The organism is Pseudomonas sp. BN411, from assembly GCF_029871235.1.
GTDB lineage: Bacteria > Pseudomonadota > Gammaproteobacteria > Pseudomonadales > Pseudomonadaceae > Metapseudomonas.
Genome location: NZ_SSOM01000073.1, coordinates 340,016 through 359,241 on the forward strand (window position 1 = coordinate 340,016; position 19,226 = coordinate 359,241).

The 19,226-nt window shown below is 62.8% G+C and carries 6 protein-coding genes; all 6 read left to right on the top strand.

Features of this window, described 5'->3' with window-relative positions; translation table 11 throughout:
• The first annotated feature begins 23 nt into the window (after positions 1–23).
• Complete coding sequence (gene typA / locus E8F06_RS19610) at positions 24–1,841, top strand: translational GTPase TypA (RefSeq protein WP_280370206.1); 1,818 nt, start codon at positions 24–26, stop codon at positions 1,839–1,841.
• A 222-nt stretch (positions 1,842–2,063) separates the two neighbouring features.
• Positions 2,064–2,864 (top strand): inositol monophosphatase family protein, encoded by an 801-nt coding sequence (locus E8F06_RS19615; RefSeq protein ID WP_280370208.1) that lies wholly within the window; start codon positions 2,064–2,066, stop codon positions 2,862–2,864.
• Positions 2,865–2,946: 82 nt separating this feature from the next.
• Entirely contained in the window at positions 2,947–4,296 is a 1,350-nt protein-coding gene (uhpC, locus tag E8F06_RS19620; protein ID WP_280370210.1) for an MFS transporter family glucose-6-phosphate receptor UhpC, read from the top strand.
• Between the two features lie 429 nt (positions 4,297–4,725).
• The gene (locus tag E8F06_RS19625) at positions 4,726–6,390 is read left to right on the top strand and encodes a ShlB/FhaC/HecB family hemolysin secretion/activation protein (RefSeq protein WP_280370638.1); all 1,665 of its coding nucleotides are present in this window, start codon (positions 4,726–4,728) and stop codon (positions 6,388–6,390) included.
• A 101-nt stretch (positions 6,391–6,491) separates the two neighbouring features.
• A complete protein-coding gene (locus E8F06_RS19630) occupies positions 6,492–18,887 on the top strand; it encodes a filamentous hemagglutinin N-terminal domain-containing protein (RefSeq protein ID WP_280370212.1) in 12,396 nt (4,131 codons plus the stop codon).
• A complete protein-coding gene (locus E8F06_RS19635; protein ID WP_280370214.1) occupies positions 18,884–19,156 on the top strand; it encodes a hypothetical protein in 273 nt (90 codons plus the stop codon). The genes E8F06_RS19630 and E8F06_RS19635 overlap by 4 nt, the downstream gene beginning before the upstream one ends.
• Positions 19,157–19,226 lie beyond the last annotated feature (70 nt).

Genomic DNA, 19,226 nt, shown 5'->3' on the forward strand with positions numbered 1-19,226 from the left:
AATCCTCTGATCGAGATACAAACGTGATCGAAAAACTCCGCAATATCGCCATCATCGCCCACGTCGACCATGGCAAGACCACCCTGGTAGACAAGCTCCTGAAACTGTCCGGCACCCTCGACCGCAAAGAAGCGGAAAGCGAGCGCGTAATGGACTCCAACGACCAGGAAAAAGAGCGCGGCATTACCATTCTGGCGAAGAACACCGCCATCAAATGGAACGGCTTCAACATCAACATCGTGGACACCCCCGGCCACGCCGACTTCGGCGGTGAGGTAGAGCGCGTGATGTCCATGGTGGACTCCGTACTGCTGGTGGTGGACGCCCAGGACGGCCCCATGCCGCAGACCCGCTTCGTGACCCAGAAGGCTTTCAAGGCCGGTCTGCGTCCGATCGTCGTCGTCAACAAGATCGACCGTCCGGGCGCGCGCCCTGACTGGGTCATCGACCAGATCTTCGACCTGTTCGACAACCTCGGTGCCACCGACGAGCAGCTGGACTTCCCGATCGTCTACGCCAGCGCCCTGAACGGCATCGCTGGTCTCGACCACGAGAAGATGGACGACAACATGGATGCCCTGTTCCAGGCCATCATCGACCACGTGCCGGTACCGGACGTAGACGTCGACGGTCCGTTCCAGATGCAGATCTCCCAGCTGGACTACAACAGCTTCCTCGGCGTAATCGGAATCGGCCGTATCGCCCGTGGCCGTGTCAAGGCCAACACCCAGGTAGTTGCTGTCAGCGACGACGGTACCCGCCGCAACGGCCGTATCCTCAAGATCATGGGCCACTCCGGCCTGCAGCGCGTAGAAGTTGCCGATGCTGAAGCCGGCGACATCGTCTGCGTGAGCGGCATGGAAGAGCTGTTCATCTCCGACACCCTGTGCGACCCGCAGAACGTCGAAGCGCGTCCGCCGCTGACCGTTGACCAGCCGACCGTGAGCATGACCTTCCAGGTCAACGACTCGCCGTTCGCCGGCAAGGAAGGCAAGTTCGTCACCAGCCGCAACATCAAGGACCGTCTGGAGAAGGAACTGCTGCACAACGTGGCCCTGCGCGTTGAAGCGGGCGAATCTGCCGAGAAGTTCAAGGTCTCCGGCCGTGGTGAGCTGCACCTGTCCGTACTGATCGAAACCATGCGCCGCGAAGGCTTCGAGATGGCCGTTGGCCGTCCGGAAGTGGTGATCATCGAGAAGGACGGCGAGAAGCAGGAGCCGTACGAGAACGTCACCATCGACATCGAAGAGCAGCACCAGGGCTCCGTGATGGAGCAGATGGGCCTGCGCAAGGGCGATCTGACCAACATGATCCCCGACGGCAAGGGCCGCGTGCGCCTGGAATACACCATCCCGGCGCGCGGCCTGATCGGCTTCCGTAACAACTTCCTGACCCTGACCTCGGGTACCGGCATCCTGACCTCGACCTTCAGCCACTACGGCGCGATCAAGGCCGGTGAAGTCAGCAACCGTCAGAACGGCGTACTGGTCTCCATGGCCACCGGCACCGCCCTGACCTACTCGCTGGAAACCCTGCAAAGCCGCGGCAAGCTGTTCCTCGGCCCAGGCGACGAAATCTACGAAGGCCAGCTGGCCGGCATCAACAGCCGTGACAACGACCTGGTGATCAACCCCACCAAGGGCAAGAAGCTCGACAACATGCGCGCTTCCGGCAAGGACGAAGTCATCGCCCTGGTTCCGCCAATCCGCTTCACCCTGGAGCAGGCGCTGGAATTCATCGCGGATGACGAACTGGTGGAAGTGACGCCGAAGTCCATCCGTCTGCGCAAGAAAATGCTGAACGAGAACGACCGCAAGCGCTACGAGCGTACCAAGGTCTGATCTCCGATCAGTGAATGAAAAAGCCCCCGCCGGAGTGATTCGGCGGGGGTTTTCTTTTTGGGCACTATCCCTCCGGTCCGTCTGCCTATACGGCCGCTCCTCGCTTCGTCTTCCGCTCGGGACCTTTCCCCTGGCCCTATCAGACTGGGCCCTCTAGGCCAGCCTCCGTCGAGTTGCTCTCATGGACGCCCGTTCCGCAGGGGTGATGAAAGGAGAGTGGCGATGGCGTTGCAGACCGGACAGCATTTGGACGAGTGGCTGGAATTCGCAAAGGGCCTGGTAGCGGAGAGCAGGAAGCTACTGGCGTCCCGCAGCGACTGGCGCTCGCGGTTCAAGCTGGACCGTACCTTGGTCACGCAGTTGGACCTTGATATCGAGCGACGGCTCGTCGAGCGCATCCTGCAGCGCTACCCGGACCATGGCGTGCTGGGCGAGGAGTTCGGCGCCCGAGCCCGGGACGCGGAGTGGCTGTGGGTGCTGGACCCCATTGATGGCACCGCCTCCTTCATGGCCGGCATGCCGGTCTACGGCACGCTGATCGCGCTCCTGCACCAGGGCGTACCGGTGCTGGGCGTGATCGACCAGCCGGCCACCGACGAGTGTTGGATCGGCTGCCAGGGGCGGCCCACGCAACTGTTCAACCGCGACGGTCGGCACCAGTGCCGCACCCGCGCCTGCGCCGACCTGGCCCAGGCATTCGTCTCGGTCAGCAGCCCCGACTTCTTCCAGCCGGACGAGCAGCCGGTATTGCAGGGCTTCCGCCAGCGCAGCGGCTGGCGTGTCTACGGCGGCGCCTGTCGCAGCTATGGCCTGCTGGCCTCCGGGCGCACGGACCTAGCGCTGGACGCCGGCCTCAAGCTGTACGACTACGCCGCTATGCGCCCAATCGTCGAGGGTGCCGGCGGCATGATCAGCGATTGGGAGGGGCGGCCGATCACGCTGGACAGCGACAGCCGGGTGCTGGCGGCGGGTGACCCGGCCCGTCATCGCGAGGCGCTGGAGCTGATTCAGCAACTGGCCTGAAGCGGGGTACGCGCAGCGCGGCCAGAGCTGGTCGCTGCCAATAACAAGAGGGCCGCAACGGCGCCGACATGGGAGAGCACACATGTCCTTGAACAGATGGTTGGGCTGGCTCCGCGCCATGCCGGAAGCCCCGGTGGAGAAGAGTCGGGAGGAGATCGACGCCGCCTATCGCCATTGGCGTATCCACATCATGCTGGGCCTTTATGCCGGTTACGCCGTGTTCTACTTCACCCGCCGCAGCTTCAACTCCATCATGCCCGCGATGCTGGACGACCTCGGCTGGGAGCGGGCCGCCGGAGGGGCCATCCTGTCGATGTTCTACATCGTCTACGGCGCATCGCGCTTCATCTCCGGGATGCTGAGCGACCTCGCCAACCCGCGTTACTTCATGGGCCTGGGCCTGATCATCACCGGCGTCATCAACATCCTCTTCGGCTTCAGCAGCAGCTTGCTGGCCTTCACCGCGCTGTGGACGCTGAACGCCTTCTTCCAGGGCTGGGGCTGGCCGCCGTGCGCCAAGCTGATGACCGTTTGGTATTCACGCAACGAGCGTGGCTTCTGGTGGGCGGTCTGCAACACCTCGCACAACGTTGGCGGCGCACTGATACCGCTTCTGGCCGCGACATTGGCGATGAGCGTCGGTTGGCGCTACGGGATGATCGTGCCGGGCATGATCGGCATCGCCGTCGGCCTCTTCCTGTGCTGCCGCCTGCGCGACCGACCAGCCTCGATGGGGCTGCCGACGGTCGGTACCTGGCGGCGGGATGAACTGGAACTGGAGCAGGAACAGAGCAGCGCCAGGCTTCCGATGTGGCCGATCCTGCAGCGCTATGTGTTTGGCAACCGTTTCATCTGGCTGCTGGCGGCGTCCTACCTGTTCGTCTATGTGGTCCGCATCGGCATCAACGACTGGGGCAACAAGTACCTGCAGGAGCAGCACGGGTACGACCTGCTCACCGCGAACTCGGCGATCTTCTGCCTGGAGGTGGGCGGCTTCCTCGGCACCCTCGTCGCCGGCTGGGGCTCGGACCGCTTCTTCAGGGGCGACCGGGTGCCGATGAACATCCTCTTCACCCTGGGCATCCTGCTTTCGGTGGCGCTGCTCTGGGCGCTACGCATTGATCACTACCTGCTGATCGCCGGCAGCTTCTTCCTTCTCGGCTTCTTTATTTTCGGGCCGCAGATGCTGATCGGCATGGCGGCGGCGGAAGCTGCGCACAAGGAATCCGCCGGCGCCGCCACCGGTTTCGTCGGCGTGTTCGGCTATCTGGGCGCAGCGCTGTCCGGCTACCCGCTGGCCAAGGTGACCGATACCTGGGGCTGGGACGGCTTCTTCCTGGCGCTGTCCGTCACCACCTTGCTTTCCGCCATGCTGCTGCTGCCACTGCTGGGGCCGCGCAAGCGGTCGGGCCTGATGAGCGGGAGGACCTGAGCAGGTGCTGGTCGGTGTGTATCCTCAACTATCACCGTAGGCCAAGAGCAGTCTTTGTTTTTCTAATCAATCAGTTAGAGCGAAGTAAGTGTTCAAGCCTGCCTCCTTTTCCCACCTGCGCAAGAAAATGCTGAACGAGAACGACCGTAAGCGCTACGAGCGCAGCAAGCTCTGACCTTCGGTCAGTGAATGAAAAGCCCCCGCCGGAGTGATTCGGCGGGGGCTTTTTCTTTGTCGCCCAGCTAGCCAAGCGGCACATCAGTCCTGGACGAATTTTCCTTCACACAGGCAATAGCGAAATTTCCACTGCACGCTAAGTTGCCATCCTGCATACCCTCATACGGATGACTGTTTCCATTCGCATCGGTTTGAACCCAATCGATTGCGAAGGACTGCCCGTTGCTCTTTTCTCGATTCACCGCCCCCGTTTTGCTGCTGGTGACTTGCACGCCGTTGGCTGTACTGGCGGAAGTCTCGCCCGGCGACCGCGACCTGATCCGTGAGCGGCAGGAGCGCCTGCTGCAGGAACAGCAGAAGCGCCTGGAAGAACTCCAGCAACTACCCGGTAGGTCCTTCGAAAGCGCTCCGGAGCAGGTAGTGGAGGAGGGGCACTGCTTCGAGATCCGCCAGATCGATATCCAGGGCGCAATGCTTCTGACGCAAGGCAGGCGAGATGAACTGCTGGCCCCCTTCATCGGCCACTGCCTCGGTGTCCCCCAGCTCAACGAACTGCTCAAGCTCATCACCGGCCACTACCTGGATCGGGGCTACGTCACCACCCGCGCCTATCTGCCGCAGCAGGATCTCTCCACTGGCAGGCTCACGATCATCGTCATCGAGGGCAAGCTGGAAGGCCTCGACAGCTCCGAACTCGCCAGCGACCGCGAGCTGGCCATGGCTTTCCCCGGCCGCACCAGTGAGGTGCTCAATCTTCGTGAACTGGAGCAACTGGTCGACCATCTGAACCGCCTGCCATCCCGCCAGGCGCAGCTGGAACTGGTACCCGGCGAACAGGTCGGTGGCAGCCGTATGCACCTCAAGGGCACTCGCAGCAAGGCCTGGCGAGCCTCGGCCACGCGCAACAACGATGGCGACATCAGCACTGGCGAGCAGCAGATGGGGCTCGGGCTGGACTGGGATAGCCCGCTGGGCCTGGCCGACCAGCTCAGCCTGCGTGCCAACAGCGATGCGGTCAGCGACCAGTGGCGGCACTCCGACAACCAGAGCCTCTACTACAGCCTGCCCTGGGGCTGGTGGACCTTCAGCTACAACTACAGCCAGAGCTACTACCGCACCCGCAACGACAGCTCCGGATTCGCCTTTGCCCTGGATGGCGACAGCAAGACCCATCAGTTGCGCGCCGAGCGCGTCCTGCACCGCGACAACGTGAGCAAGACGGCTTTCAACCTTGGCCTCAGCCATCTGCGCACCCGCAACTACATCGACAACGCCCTGGTGGACGTTTCCAGCACCCGCCTCACCGAAGGCCAGCTGGGCTTCAACCATGGCCGCCGCATAGGTACCGCCTTCGTCAACCTGGATGCCGGCCTGCAGCGCGGCAGCGGCGCGCTGGACGCTCAGGGATCGGGCGATCCCCATGGCAGCGAGCCGGTGGCTCGTTACACCAAGTACAGCCTCACCCTCAGCTACCTGCAGCCCTTCCAGTTCTGGGACGAGAACTTCAGCTTCGACAGCCTCGTATACGGGCAGCGCAGCGAAGACGTGCTGTTCGGCCCGCAGCGCATCAGCCTCGGCGGCCTCAGCTCGGTACGCGGGTTCAAAGACCAGTCCCTGTCCGGGGACAGCGGCGGCTATTGGCGCAATCAGTTGCGTTGGCGTCGAGCGATCAGCTGGGAGCCGCTGCAGCCGTGGTTCCAGGAGTACGGCGCGGCACTGGCCTATGACTTGGGCGTGATCCATGGCAATCGGCACAACCCACAGGCGCATGGGCGCATGAGTGGCGACGCCATCGAGCTGAACTTGCGCGGGCAGTACCTCGCCGCTTCGGTGACGTTCGCCCGTTCGTTGGAGCGCCCCGACCTGATCGAACACCGCGAGAGCCCGATCTACTTCCGCGTCGACGCCTTCTTCTAGCGGGTCGACTTACCAGACATTTCGCCCCGCTCCCGGACCTTTCCGAGCGGGCGTTGATTTAGCGTTTCGCGGTCATGTAGCGGCCGCCTGAGAGGAAATACATGGACGTTCGCAGCCCCCTCAACCAATGCATCGCCCTGGCCCTGGCCGGCATCCTCTTTCTCAACCCGATCGTCGTTGCCGCTGCCGAATTGGCGGTGGACGCCTCCGCCGGAGGCAACACGCAACTGGGCCAGGCCGGCAATGGCGTGCCGGTGATCAACATTGCTACCCCCAACGGCAGCGGGCTGTCCCACAACAAATTCCGCGAGTACAACGTCGGCCAGCAGGGCCTGATTCTCAACAATGCCACCAACAAGACCCAGGCGACCCAACTGGGCGGCCTGATCATCGGCAACCCCAATCTCCAAGGCCGCGCCGCCAGCACCATTCTCAACGAAGTCACCGGTGGCAACCGAAGCCGCCTAGCCGGCTATACCGAAATCGCTGGCCAGTCGGCACGGGTCATAGTCGCTAACCCCCACGGCATCACCTGTAACGGCTGCGGTTTCATTAACACCCCGCGCGCCACTCTGAGCACCGGTAATCCCGTGATCGAATCAGGACGGCTCGATCGCTTCGAGGTGGACGGTGGTGACATTGCCATCGAAGGCGCTGGCCTCAACGCCAGCAATATCGGCGAGTTCGAACTCATCACCCGCAGCGCCAAACTCAACGCCGAACTCCACGCGCAAAAACTGAGCATCGTGGCCGGCCGTAACGACGTGCAGGCCGACAGTCTGGCCGCCACCGCGCGTGCCGACGACGGCAGCGCCAAGCCGGAACTGGCCATCGACAGCTCCGCCTTGGGCGGGATGTACGCCGGCGCTATTCGTCTGGTGGGTACCGAGGCGGGCGTTGGCGTGAAGCTGGCGGGCGACATGGCCGCCAGTGGCGGTGATATCCAGATCGACGCCAACGGCAAGTTGATCCTGGCCCAGGCAGCGGCCAGCGGCGATCTGCGAGTGAATGCGCAAAGTGCCGAACTCATCGGTAAGACCTACGCCGGCGGCACCGCGACCCTGGTCACTCAAGGTGACCTGGGTAACCACCAGAGCCTCGCTGCTCGCAACGATGTCCGCCTTTCCACTGGCGGCCAGCTTAGCAACCGGGGCGTTATCGAGGCCGGAGTCAACCCGGACACCAGCCGCAATGCCACCGGCGACCTGTATGCCTCGGCAAATGACTTGCGCAACAGCGGCAGCCTGGTGGCCAGTCGCAACCTCGAAGCCAACGTCAGCCAGGTGCTGGGCAACCAGGGCGGTACCCTCAGCGCCCAGGGCAATGCCCGCGTCTCTGCCGACAAGCTGGACAACCGCCGGGGCCGGATGTTGACCGAGGGCGACCTGGCGCTCAGCGCTGTCGAACTGGACAACCAGGGCGGGCTGGTGAATGGCGCCAGCCAGGCGCAGGTTCAGGTGGGCCACCTGGACAACCGGGGTGGTGAGCTGTCCAGCCAGACCAGCGTCAAGCTGCAGGCCGGCAGCATCGACAACCGCAGCGGCAAAGTCATCGGCGAACAGACGCTGCAATTGGAAGTCAGTGGAGCGGTGAACAACCAGGGCGGCAGCCTTGGCGCCAACCAGCAACTGCAGGTCAAGGCCACCAGCCTCGATAACAGCCAGCAAGGCGATGTCAGCAGCCAGGGCGGCCTCGATGTGCAGGTGGCGGGCAAACTCGACAACCATGGCCAGGGCCGGATTGGCGCCAATGGCGCCGCCAGGGTTCAGGCGGGCTCCCTGGACAATCGCGGCGGTCAGTTCACCAGTGGCTCGACCCTCGATCTGCAAGCCGGTCTTGTGGATAACGGCGATGCAGGCCGGATCGCCAGCAATGGCAAGCTGACGGCCAGCGTCGCGGGACTGGACCAGCAGGGTGGAGGCAAGCTGTACAGCAACTCCGAACTCGACCTAGACCTCAATGGCGGCACCTTGAGCAACAGCGGCGGCCTGCTCAACGCGCCGGGCCAGTTGTTGCTGAAGAACCTGGGTGATGTCAGCAACCAGGGCGGCGAAATCTCTAGCCAGCAAGCCTTCACGCTAGCTGCGCGCAGCCTCGACAACAGCAGCGGCAAGCTACTGAGCGCCCAGTCCCTGATCCTGCGCATCGACCAGACACTTAAGAATCTCAGCGGCCTGATTTCCGCCGCTGCGCTCGATGTTCGCAGCGCCTCCCTGGACAACGGCGACGGTCTGCTGACCGGTACCGGCGACCTGCTATTGAGGGTCGGCAGCCAAGTCGGCAACCGTAGTGGTGAAATCTCCAGCGGTGGTGTCACCCGTCTGGAAGCCGCCAGTCTGGATAACCAGGGCGGCGACCTGTTGGGCGACAACGGCCTGGTGGTGTCCCTGAGCGGGGTCTTGGATAACCAGGGAGGCACGCTCGGCGCTGGGCGCGACCTCGAACTGCAGGCCGCAAGCGTCGACAACCGCCGGGGCACCCTTGTGGCGGATGGAGCACTGAACGCTCGTGTCAGTGGCCAGCTCGACAACCAGGAGCAAGGCAATCTGCTCGCCAAGGGCCCGTTGGCGATCCAGGCTGATCGTCTGGATAACCGAGCTGGTCAGGTCAGTGGCCAGGGCCCGGTCGCGATTGACGCAAACCAACTGGACAATGGTAGTGGCAGGCTCGCGGCCAATGATCCGCTGGTACTCCGGGCGAACCAGCTGGACAACCGCCAGCAAGGAACGATCAGCAGCAAGGCCGACCTTACCTATCAGGGCCAACGTCTGGACAATCAGAGTGGCCGCATCACTGCCGCCGGCCCTCTGTCTATTGAGGTCGAGGAGGTACAGAACGCCCAGGGCCGTATCGCCAGCCAGGGCGACCTGAGCGCGACGCTCGGGACCCTGGCGCAGCAGGCGGGTGAACTGGTCGCCCAGGGATCGCTTCACCTTCAGGCTCGCAGCCTGGACAACCGCCAGGGCGGCCTCGTGGGCAGCACAAAAGCGCTGACACTCGAGGTTGGTGATATCGACAACCGTGGTGGCGAGCTGTCCAGCCAGGCTGACGTCAGCCTGGCTGGACAGCGCCTCGAAAACAGCGGCGGCAAGCTGTTGGCTGGCAACCAGCTGGCCCTCGTCGTGGATCGCCTGGTCAACCAGGCCAAGGGCCTGATCTTCGGCCGTCACGCTATCACCCTCGACGCCCACGGCCTGGACAACAGCGGCGGGATCTTGGCCAGCGGCACGTCGCTGGCCATCGCGCTAACGCCCCAGTCGGGTGGGGTAGAGGGCGAGCTGATCAATCGCCAGGGCCTGATCAGCAGCGAGGGCGCTCTGGCGCTCCAGGCCAGCCGGATCGACAACCAGGGAGGCGCGCTCTCAAGCGCAGCTGACCTCGGGCTGGTCAGCGCTGGCCAACTGGACAACAAGCGCGGTTCCATCGTCAGCGACGGCAACCTCGCTGTGGCCAGCGCCAGCCTCGACAACAGCGAGGCGGGAGTCCTCAGCGCCAAGGGCAACGCACATGTAGATACCGGGGCGCTGAACAACCGCCAGGGCGGCAAGCTTACCACCGCCGGCGCCCTGGACCTGGACGCCGGCCAGGTTGACAACAGCGCCAATGGCCGCATTGCTGGTGGCCAGAGCCTGACCGCCAAGGTCACCGGTCTGGACCAGCATGACGGCGGCGAGCTGTTCAGCAAGGCCGACCTCAGTCTCGACCTGCAACAGGGGCTGTTGAACAACAGCGGCGGCGGCCTGATCAACAGCTCCGGCCGGCTCCTGCTGCAGAACCTGGGGCAGGTCATCAACCAAGGCGGTGAAATCTCCAGCCAACAGGGCTTCACCCTGGCTGCAGGCCAATTGGATAACGCCGGCGGCAAGCTGCTCAGCAACCAGGCGCTGGTGCTGCGCATCGCCCAGACCCTGGATAACGTCAAAGGAACGGTCTCCGCCAAGGGGCTGGATCTGCGTGCGGGCAGCCTGGACAACCGCGAAGGGCTGCTCAGCAGCCGTGACCTGTCCACGCTCGTGGTGACCGGCCACTTCGACAACCAGCATGGAGCCGTGTCGGCCAGCGGCCAGCTCGACCTGACTGCCAGCACACTGGACAACCGTGTTGGCGAAATCGCCGGCAAGGCGGATGTTCAGGCGAGCATCGGGACCCTCGACCAGCGCGGCGGGTTGCTGATCGCTCAGGGTGCTTTGTCCCTGAAGGGGCAGCGCCTCGACAACAGCGACAACGGCCTGGTCGGTGCCATGCAGGGCCTGTCCCTCACCATCGATGAAATCGACAACCGTGGTGGCGAGATATCCAGCCAGGAGGCGTTCCAGATCTTCGGCGAGCAGCTCGATAACAGCGATGAAGGCCGGCTGCTGGCCGGGACCCGCCTGGGCGTTGCCGTCGAGCATGTGATCAACCACGCCAAAGGCCTGATTTCTGGCAAGACCGGAGTGGACCTGACAGGTCGCAGTCTGGACAACAGCGGCGGCCGCCTGCTCAGCCAGCAGGCGGTGGCCATCGACCTCGGTGAAGTGCTGACCAACCAGCAAGGCCTGATCAACAGCGAAGCTCGTCTCGACCTTGCTGCCGGAAGCCTCGAAAACAGCGGTGGCAGTGTTTCCAGCGCGGGGGCCATGGACATCCTCAGTCGTGGTGCGCTGAGCAACGACGGCGGCCAACTGCTGACGGACAGCACGCTGACGCTGGCCAGCGAAAGCCTGAGCAATCTTCAGGGCGTACTGTCCGCCAAGGGCCAGGCCCAGCTCACCACCGGCCGTCTCGACAACAGCCAGGGGCAACTGACCAGCGCCGATGCACTGGACCTGGCCACGGGTGAACTCATCAACCACGGCGGCCGCATCGGAAGCCAGCAGGTTCTCACCGTTAGCGCCAGCGGCCTGGCTCAACAGGGCGGCCAACTGTTCAGTAATGCCAGCCTCAGTCTCGACCTCCAGGGCGGTGACCTGGACAACCGCCAGGGCCTGATCAACGCCCCCGGCCAGTTGCGGCTAGAGAACCTCCGCAAGGTGGACAATCAGGGCGGCGAAATTTCCAGTCAGCAGAGCTTCATGCTGGCCGCGCGCAGCCTCGACAACACCAGCGGCAAGCTGCTCGGCGCTCGGGCGCTGACCCTGCGCGTTGACCAGGCACTGGCCAACCTCAAGGGCCTGATTGCCGCCGCCCGTCTCGATGTCGCGGCCGCCAGCCTGGCCAACGCCGATGGCACCCTGACCAGCCGCAGCGATACCCGGGTAAATATCAGCGACGCCCTGGCCAACGACCAGCAGGGCCTGATCAACGCCGCCCAGCAGCTCACCGTGAATGCCGGCAGCCTGGATAACCGTGGCGGCAGCCTGTTGGCCGGCAGCGCCCTCAACCTACGTGCCCAATCCATCGATAACCGCGACAACGGCCTGATCAACAGCCAGGGCGATCTCGGCCTTCAGAGCGGGACACTGGATTCCAGCCAGGGTGGCGAGGTCTCCGCCAAGGGCGCCCTGAGCCTACTCCTTGACCGGATGATCCAGCGCCAGGGCCGCCTAATCGGCGACTCCGGCCTGACCCTCGACGTCAACGGCGGTGACCTGGACAACCAGGGCGGTCTGATCCTCGCCCAGGGCCCGCTCAACCTCCAGCGCCTGCGCGATCTGGCCAACCAGGGCGGCGAAATCAGCAGCAGCGAGAGTTTCGTCCTTGCCCTGCGCGACTTCGACAACAGTGGAGGCAGGCTCATCAGCAGCGGTCAGCTTGGCCTTAGCGGCTCGCAGCTGCGCAATCAGGGCGGCCTGATCTCCGGTTGGCAGGGCCTCAGCGTCAGCGGCCAGAACCTCGACAACCGCAACGTCGGCACTCTCTCCAGCCGCGACGGTAATCTGTCCGTTACCCTGAGCGGTGCCCTGCAGAACAGGGGCGAAGGTGCATTAGTCAGCCAGGGCAGTCTGGCCCTCAAGGCCGCCAGCCTGGACAACAGCAACAAGGGCATTCTCTCCAGCGGTGGCGACCAACAGCTCGATGTCGCCACATTGCTGGACAACAGCGCGGGCGGGCAGATCGATAGCGGCGCGAAATTGACCCTGAAGGCCACCAGCCTGGACAACGCCGCCGGTACTCTGCAGGCGCAACAGGCGCTCACCCTGAACGCCGCCACTCTGAACAATAGTGCCGGCAATATCGCCGGCAACGCCGCGCTCACCCTCAACCTTCTCGGCGTCTTCGCCAACGCTAACGGCAAGCTGGCCAGTGTGGGCCCGTTGCTGTTGCAGGGGGCCACCCAGGTCGACAACCAGAACGGCCAGATCGTCAGCCAGGGCCTGCTGACCCTGCTCACCGGTGGTTTGGACAACAGCAATCGCGGCACCGTCGCGGCCAATGACGCCCTGCTGCTGACAGCGACCGGCGCGGTGCAGAACAACAACGACGGCCTCATCTACAGCCGCGATGCTGGTGTGCGCATCCAGTCTGCCAGCATCGACAACGGCCTGGGCACCGTGCAGGCCAATGGCGATCTGGAGACTATCAGCGGCGCCTTCTCCAACCTCGGCGGACGGGCCATCAGCCAGGTCGGCAACCTGGATATCAACGCCGACACCTTGGACAACCGTGGCGGCACCCTCGCTAGCTTGCAGGGCTGGGCAAAGGCCCGCCTGGGTGGCTGGCTCAACAACAGTCTTCACGCTGACAAGGGCGGTGTACTCCAGGGGCAATCCCTGGAGCTTACGGCCGCCTCGGTGGCCAACCAGGGCGGGCATCTTTCGGCCCGCTCCGGCAACGCCCTGCTGAGCGTCGCCAGCCTGGACAACAGCCAGGGCGTGCTCTTTGCCAAGCAGATGCTCAAGGTCAACGGCAACAACCTGACCAACGCCGGGCAGATCGCCGCCGGCACGGTGGACTTCAGCCTGGCCGGGGCGTTGAACAACCAGGCTGGCATCATCGAAAGCGACAGCATTCTGACCTTGGCCGCTGCCTCCCTGGATAACCGCAGTGGTCAGCTGCGCGCCTTAGGCACAGATGGCCGCACCCAACTGACCGTGCAAGGCATGCTGGACAACCGCAACGGCACCCTGGAAACCGCTAACCTCGAGTTCGGCCTGGCGGCGGGCAGCCTGCAGAACGTCGGCGGTACCTTGCTGCACGTCGGCAGTGGCGCCTTCGACATCGCCTTGCCCCACGTCGCCAATGCCGGCGGCAGCATTGTCACCAACGGCGGCCTCACCCTCGCCGCCGACAGTTGGACCAACAGCTCCATCATCCAGGCCGGCCGCCTGACGGTGAACGTCGGCCAGTTCCATCAGACCGCCAGCGGCCAATTGCTGGCCAGCAACACCTTCGTCGGCAGCGGCGGAAACTGGAGCAACGATGGCCTGATCGCCAGCGATGGCGCACTCAGTCTCAACCTCAACGGTTCCTACAGCGGCAGTGGGCGGGTCACCAGCCTCGGCGAACTGAGCATGAGCGCCACCCAGTTGATCCTGCCCACGGCCGGACGCATCACCAGCGGTGGCAGCACCAACGTTTCGGTGAGCGGCCTGTTCAGCAACAGCGGCGTAATGACCTCGGCCAGCGACCTGATGGTTAACGCCGGACAGTTGAACAACTACGGCACCCTGGGCAGCACGGAGCAACTGCGCCTGACGACGCCGACCCTGCTCAACGAGAACGGCTTGATCTTCAGCGGTGGCGACATGGCGCTGCGGGTGGGCAGCTTCACCAACCGCTATGCGGATGTGTACAGCCTCGGCTCGCTGGATATTGCCGCGAACGACGAAGGCGCGCTCAGCTCGTTGTTGGAGAACATCTCCGCAACCCTGGAAAGCGTCGGCGATATGAGTCTGGCGGCGGCTAGCATCATCAACCGTAAGGACTTTTTCTCCGTATCCGAGCGACTGGTTGCCGGCTCCATTACCTTCCACTGCTACGACTGCAAGGGGAGGCACTACGACTTCGATTACTTCGTCAACGAAGAAATCGAGCGCACGGTAACGGCGGACTCGGCTGCTTCGGCCATTGCGGCAGGCAACAACCTCAACGTCTCTTCCAGCACCTTCAACAACCAACACAGCCTGGTATCGGCTGCGGGCAACCTCACGATCAGCACTGATGTCTTCAATAACGAAGGCGCTGCAACGGAGAGCATCATCCGCTCCCGCACATTCCGCAAAACCGACGATACCGAGCCTTCTTCGGTGTTCTACGGATTTATCAATGGTCAGTTGGCGGAATACAACAAGTACAACTCGAGATTCGTCCATCAGTACACGAAGAAGATTGGAGTCCGGGAGCCAGTCGAGATCATCTTGGGTACCGGGGATCAGGTAACCAGTAAACCCAATCCATACTTCAATCCCAGTTTTGAGCACGGAATACCGGACCGCTTCTACAGCTACATCCTGGCCAGTTCTTCCGAGACCACTATCAATAGTGGTGTCGCGGCGAACGCCATCGTCCAGGCTGGCGGCAACGTGTACATCAATGCGTCCAGCAGCCTGGGGAATGGCGTCAGTCGCAGCAATGTCGCCCATGCGGGCGGCATCAACAGGACCTCCGACACCTCCGTGGCTTCCGGCACGGGCGGCACAGCGATTCGTATCAATGCCCAGTTGCCACCGGATCTGGCCCAGCAGCAGGTCAACCCCCTGACCCTCCCTGGTTTCCGCATACCCAGTGAGCCAAATGGCCTGTTCCGCCTGAGCGGCATCTCCGCCAGTGACGTCGATGCGACTCAGGCCGACCAGGGCCCGAAGAGCTGGAATATGACAGGTGGCAGCATCGACTTCGCCCAGCGTGAGCGCGACCTGACTGGTACCCTCGCGCGCGAGGCCCAGATCGATGAGCGGGGGCCGGCAAGCATCGCTATTGGCCAGTTGGGGCTGGGCGACCGTCAGCTCATCGACAGCACCCGCATTGGGGCCATCCGCGTAGAGACAGATGGTGCGTCCACTGGCGCTGCAGCTCCCGAGCGGACCGGCGTAACCGGCAATCCTTCCCAAGGCGATGCCATCGCGAGCGTGCCGGGCGGCGCCAGCAATCCGCCCGCCCAGACGGTCGATCACGTCCAGGGATTACCGGCCACCAATGGCCAATCCAAGTCGCACAAATACCTGATCGAAACCAACCCGGAACTCACCAACCTCAGGCAGTTCCTCAGCTCCGACTACATGCTCGGCAACCTCGGCTATGACCCGGACCATACACAGAAGCGCCTGGGCGATGGCCTCTATGAGCAGCGCCTGGTTCGTGAGGCCATTGCCGCCCGTACCGGCCAGCGCTTCCTCGACGGCCTGACCAGCGACGAGGCAATGTTCCGCTACCTGATGGACAACGCCATCGCCAGCAAGCAGCAACTGGGCCTCAGCGTCGGCGTAAGCCTGTCCGCCGCCCAGGTAGCAGCGCTGACCCACGACATCGTCTGGATGGAAGTGCACGTGGTGAACGGCGAAAAGGTCCTGGTGCCGGTGCTCTACCTGGCCCAGGCCGATGGTCGCCTGGCACCCAGCGGTGCGCTGATCCAGGGCAAGGACGTGGCAATGATTTCCGGTGGCGAGCTCAGCAACCAGGGCACCCTGCGCGCAAGCAACAACCTCAGCGCCACCGGCGGCAATATCGCCAACAGCGGTCTGATAGAAGCAGGTAACCGCCTTGACCTGCTGGCCACCGACAGTATCCGTAACGCCCAGGGCGGCATCATCGCTGGGCGCGATGTCAGTGCCATCGCCCTCACTGGCGACATCATCAACGAACGTAGCCAGGGCTCGTTGAGGAATGTCGGCCCCACCACACGCCAGGACAGCGTCATGGATAACGCTGCCCGAATCGAAGCTGGCAACAATCTCAGCCTCTCGGCGGGTCGCGATCTCGTCAACATCGGCAGTGTGCTGAGTGCTGGTGGTAATGCCAGCCTGAGTGCGGGGCGAGATCTTCTCATCGCCTCCGCCACCGAAGTGGACACCGCCGAAGGTCGCGCCAAGAAATCGCGCTGGACTGAAATCGACATCACTCAGCATGCCAGCGAGTTGCAGGTAGATGGCGATCTCGAAATCGAGGCCGGGCGCGATCTCGCAGTCATTGCCAGTCGTCTCGGCGCGGGGGGAGATATCGATCTGGCAGCCGGGCGTGATCTAGATATCGGTTCGGCAGCCAACGAGAGCCACTACGAATACCACTACAAGGGCGGTGGCAAGAAGCTCGATATCCAGAAGGACCAGGTCCGCCAGCAGGGCAGCGAAATCACCGCCGGTGGCGACCTGAGCGTCATCAGCGGCAACGATCTGAGCATCACCGCGAGCCGCCTTGAGGCAGGTGATGAAGCCTACCTCTACGCGGGCAACGATCTCAGCCTGCTGGCCGCAGAAGACAGCGACTACTCGCTGTACGACATGAAGAAAAAGGGCAGCTTCGGCAGCAAGAAGACCCAGCGCGATGAAGTCACCGATGTGCGCAACGTCGGCAGTAGCATCATTGCTGGCGGCGACCTCACGTTGGTCAGCGAAGGCGGCCAGCGTTACCAGAAGGCCACGCTGGACTCCGGCGCTGACCTGACCCTGGACAGCGGTGGCGAGATTGCCTTCGAAGCGGTCAAGGACCTGCACCAGGAAAGCCACGAGAAGAGCAAGGGCGACCTGGCCTGGGTCAGCGCCAAGGGCAAGGGCACCACCGACGAAACGGTGCGCCAGAGCGAACTCGTCGCGCAGGGCGAAATCGCCATCAAGGCGGTGGACGGCCTTAAGCTCGATCTCAAGCACATCGACCAGAAGACTGTTAGTCAGACCATCGACGCGATGGTGCAGGCCGACTCAAGCCTCGCTTGGATCAAGGAGATGGAGCAGCGGGGGGATGTGGATTGGCAGCGAGTGAAGGAGATCCATGACTCGTTCAAGTACAGCCACTCCGGGTTGGGAGCGGGAGCGCAGTTGGCGATTGCGATCCTCGTGACCTACCTGACCTGGGGTGCGGCTAGCGCGGCTGTGGGCACCTCGGCAGGCGCGACAGCGGGTTCAGGCACCGCCATGGCCGCCGCAGGCACCAACGCCTTGGGCGTCAGCGTGGCCGCCGGCTGGGGCAATGTCGCGGCGACCAGTGTCATCACCTCGGTCGCCACTACCGGTGCCACCAGCGCGATCAACAACAAGGGCGACCCGGGCGCGGCACTGAAAGACACCCTCAGCCACGACAGCCTGAAGAACTATGTGGTGGCAGGCGTAAGCGGTGGGGTTGCCGATGGCGGCATTGGCCTTGAAATAGCCGTCAACTCCGCCATGAAGACCGTGCTTCAGGGCGGCAAATTCAAGGACAACCTGACCCAGGCTGCCATCGACTTGGCGGCCAATGCGCTGACTGCAGCGATTTACGTCAAGGTGGGCGACGGCCTGCTAGGCACGGGGCTGCCCACTAAAGTGGCCGTGCACGCCCTTGTCGGCGGCCTAATCGGCGAAGCGGCGGGAGGCGATTTCAGGACCGCCGCTCTGGCGGCCGGTGCTAACGAGGCCTTGATCGATACCTTCGGCAAAGACCTCTTCCCCGGCGAGGCCCATGAGCGCGTGCTGGCCATGACCTCGCAGTTGATTGGCATCACTGTGGCCGCAGCGGCGGGAGGGGATGAAAAGGCTCAGGAGAAAGCGGGGTGGGTGGCGCAACAGGCGACCGTCAATAACTACCTCAAGCACGAGGAAGTTGGGGAGCTTGCCAAGGAACTAACTGGGTGCCGAGCCGCAGTGGACCCTTCTGCCTGCCGTAGCCAAGTCAAGGACAAGTACCAAGAGCTGAGTGATGCCAAGACCGGTGTAGGGCTGTACGGCTGCAAGGAAGGCGGCGAAGCCGCCTGCAATGCCCAGCTCAAGGAGGTCAAAGACGGTTCTACTACATTTGACAGTGTGCTCGGCCTACTGGCCTTGACCGATGACGAGCGCGCCATCGTCGGGCACTTCCAGGACATCAACCATGCTGATGAGCGTGTGGCCTACGATCCTTGGAAGCAGACGTTCTGGCAGGAGTCTGGAGCTGCGGGAGGCATCCTTCTTAGCGGGGCGGCTGCTCTAGCTGCAGCCAAGGAAGCCGCTGCGGCGAAGGAATTGGCTCTCGGCGTCCAAAAAGCGCCAGCATTAGATTTCGGGCGAATTGAGGATACCTTTTCGGCCATCAAGCCAGGACCATTAGCAAATAATATTGCTGAAACTTTTTCTGGCGGACGGTATTCCGTCATAAGCCTTGAGAAGGATACCGTTCTTTACCGTGCAGGTACTGCTGATAAACCTCTTGGTCAGTTCTTTAGTAGTGAACCGCCGCTTGGTATTGTGCAGACGCGGATTGACAAGGCAGTTCTGCCGGAGTGGTCGGGTGGAGCCAAGTCTTCTATTGATACAAGCTTTGCTATAGAAATACCGGCCGGAACCAAAGTATATATTGGTGAGGTCGGTGTTCAAGGCGGATTCTATGTTGGTGGTACGCAGCAAATCGTAGTTCAGAAGCCTTGGCTGATTGAAGGAGTTAAAGTGATTAATTCGAGTCCGTTAAAATGAAGGGATTCAATAATATTGATTGTGATCTAGAGCGATTAATTGAGTTGCTTCGTTTGGGGGGGGAGGATGATTGGGCTGTGGCTCTTGAGGAAGTTAGGTTGGATTTTCATTGTGACGTGAAATTTGCTTCGTCAAGATTGTTGTCCATGTTTGGAGGAATGGGGTCTCTGAATGATATTGTTCTTTATAGTGATGGGCAGCCACTGATTGCAGAAAATAATGAATTGGATTTGCTGAGAGCTAAGATTTATGAGGTTTGTAAAGGCTAAGCGAAAAGGGGAGGTGCGAAAATGAGGGGGATTTATATTTCCTACTCTAATTTCTTAGGGCGGGAGAGCA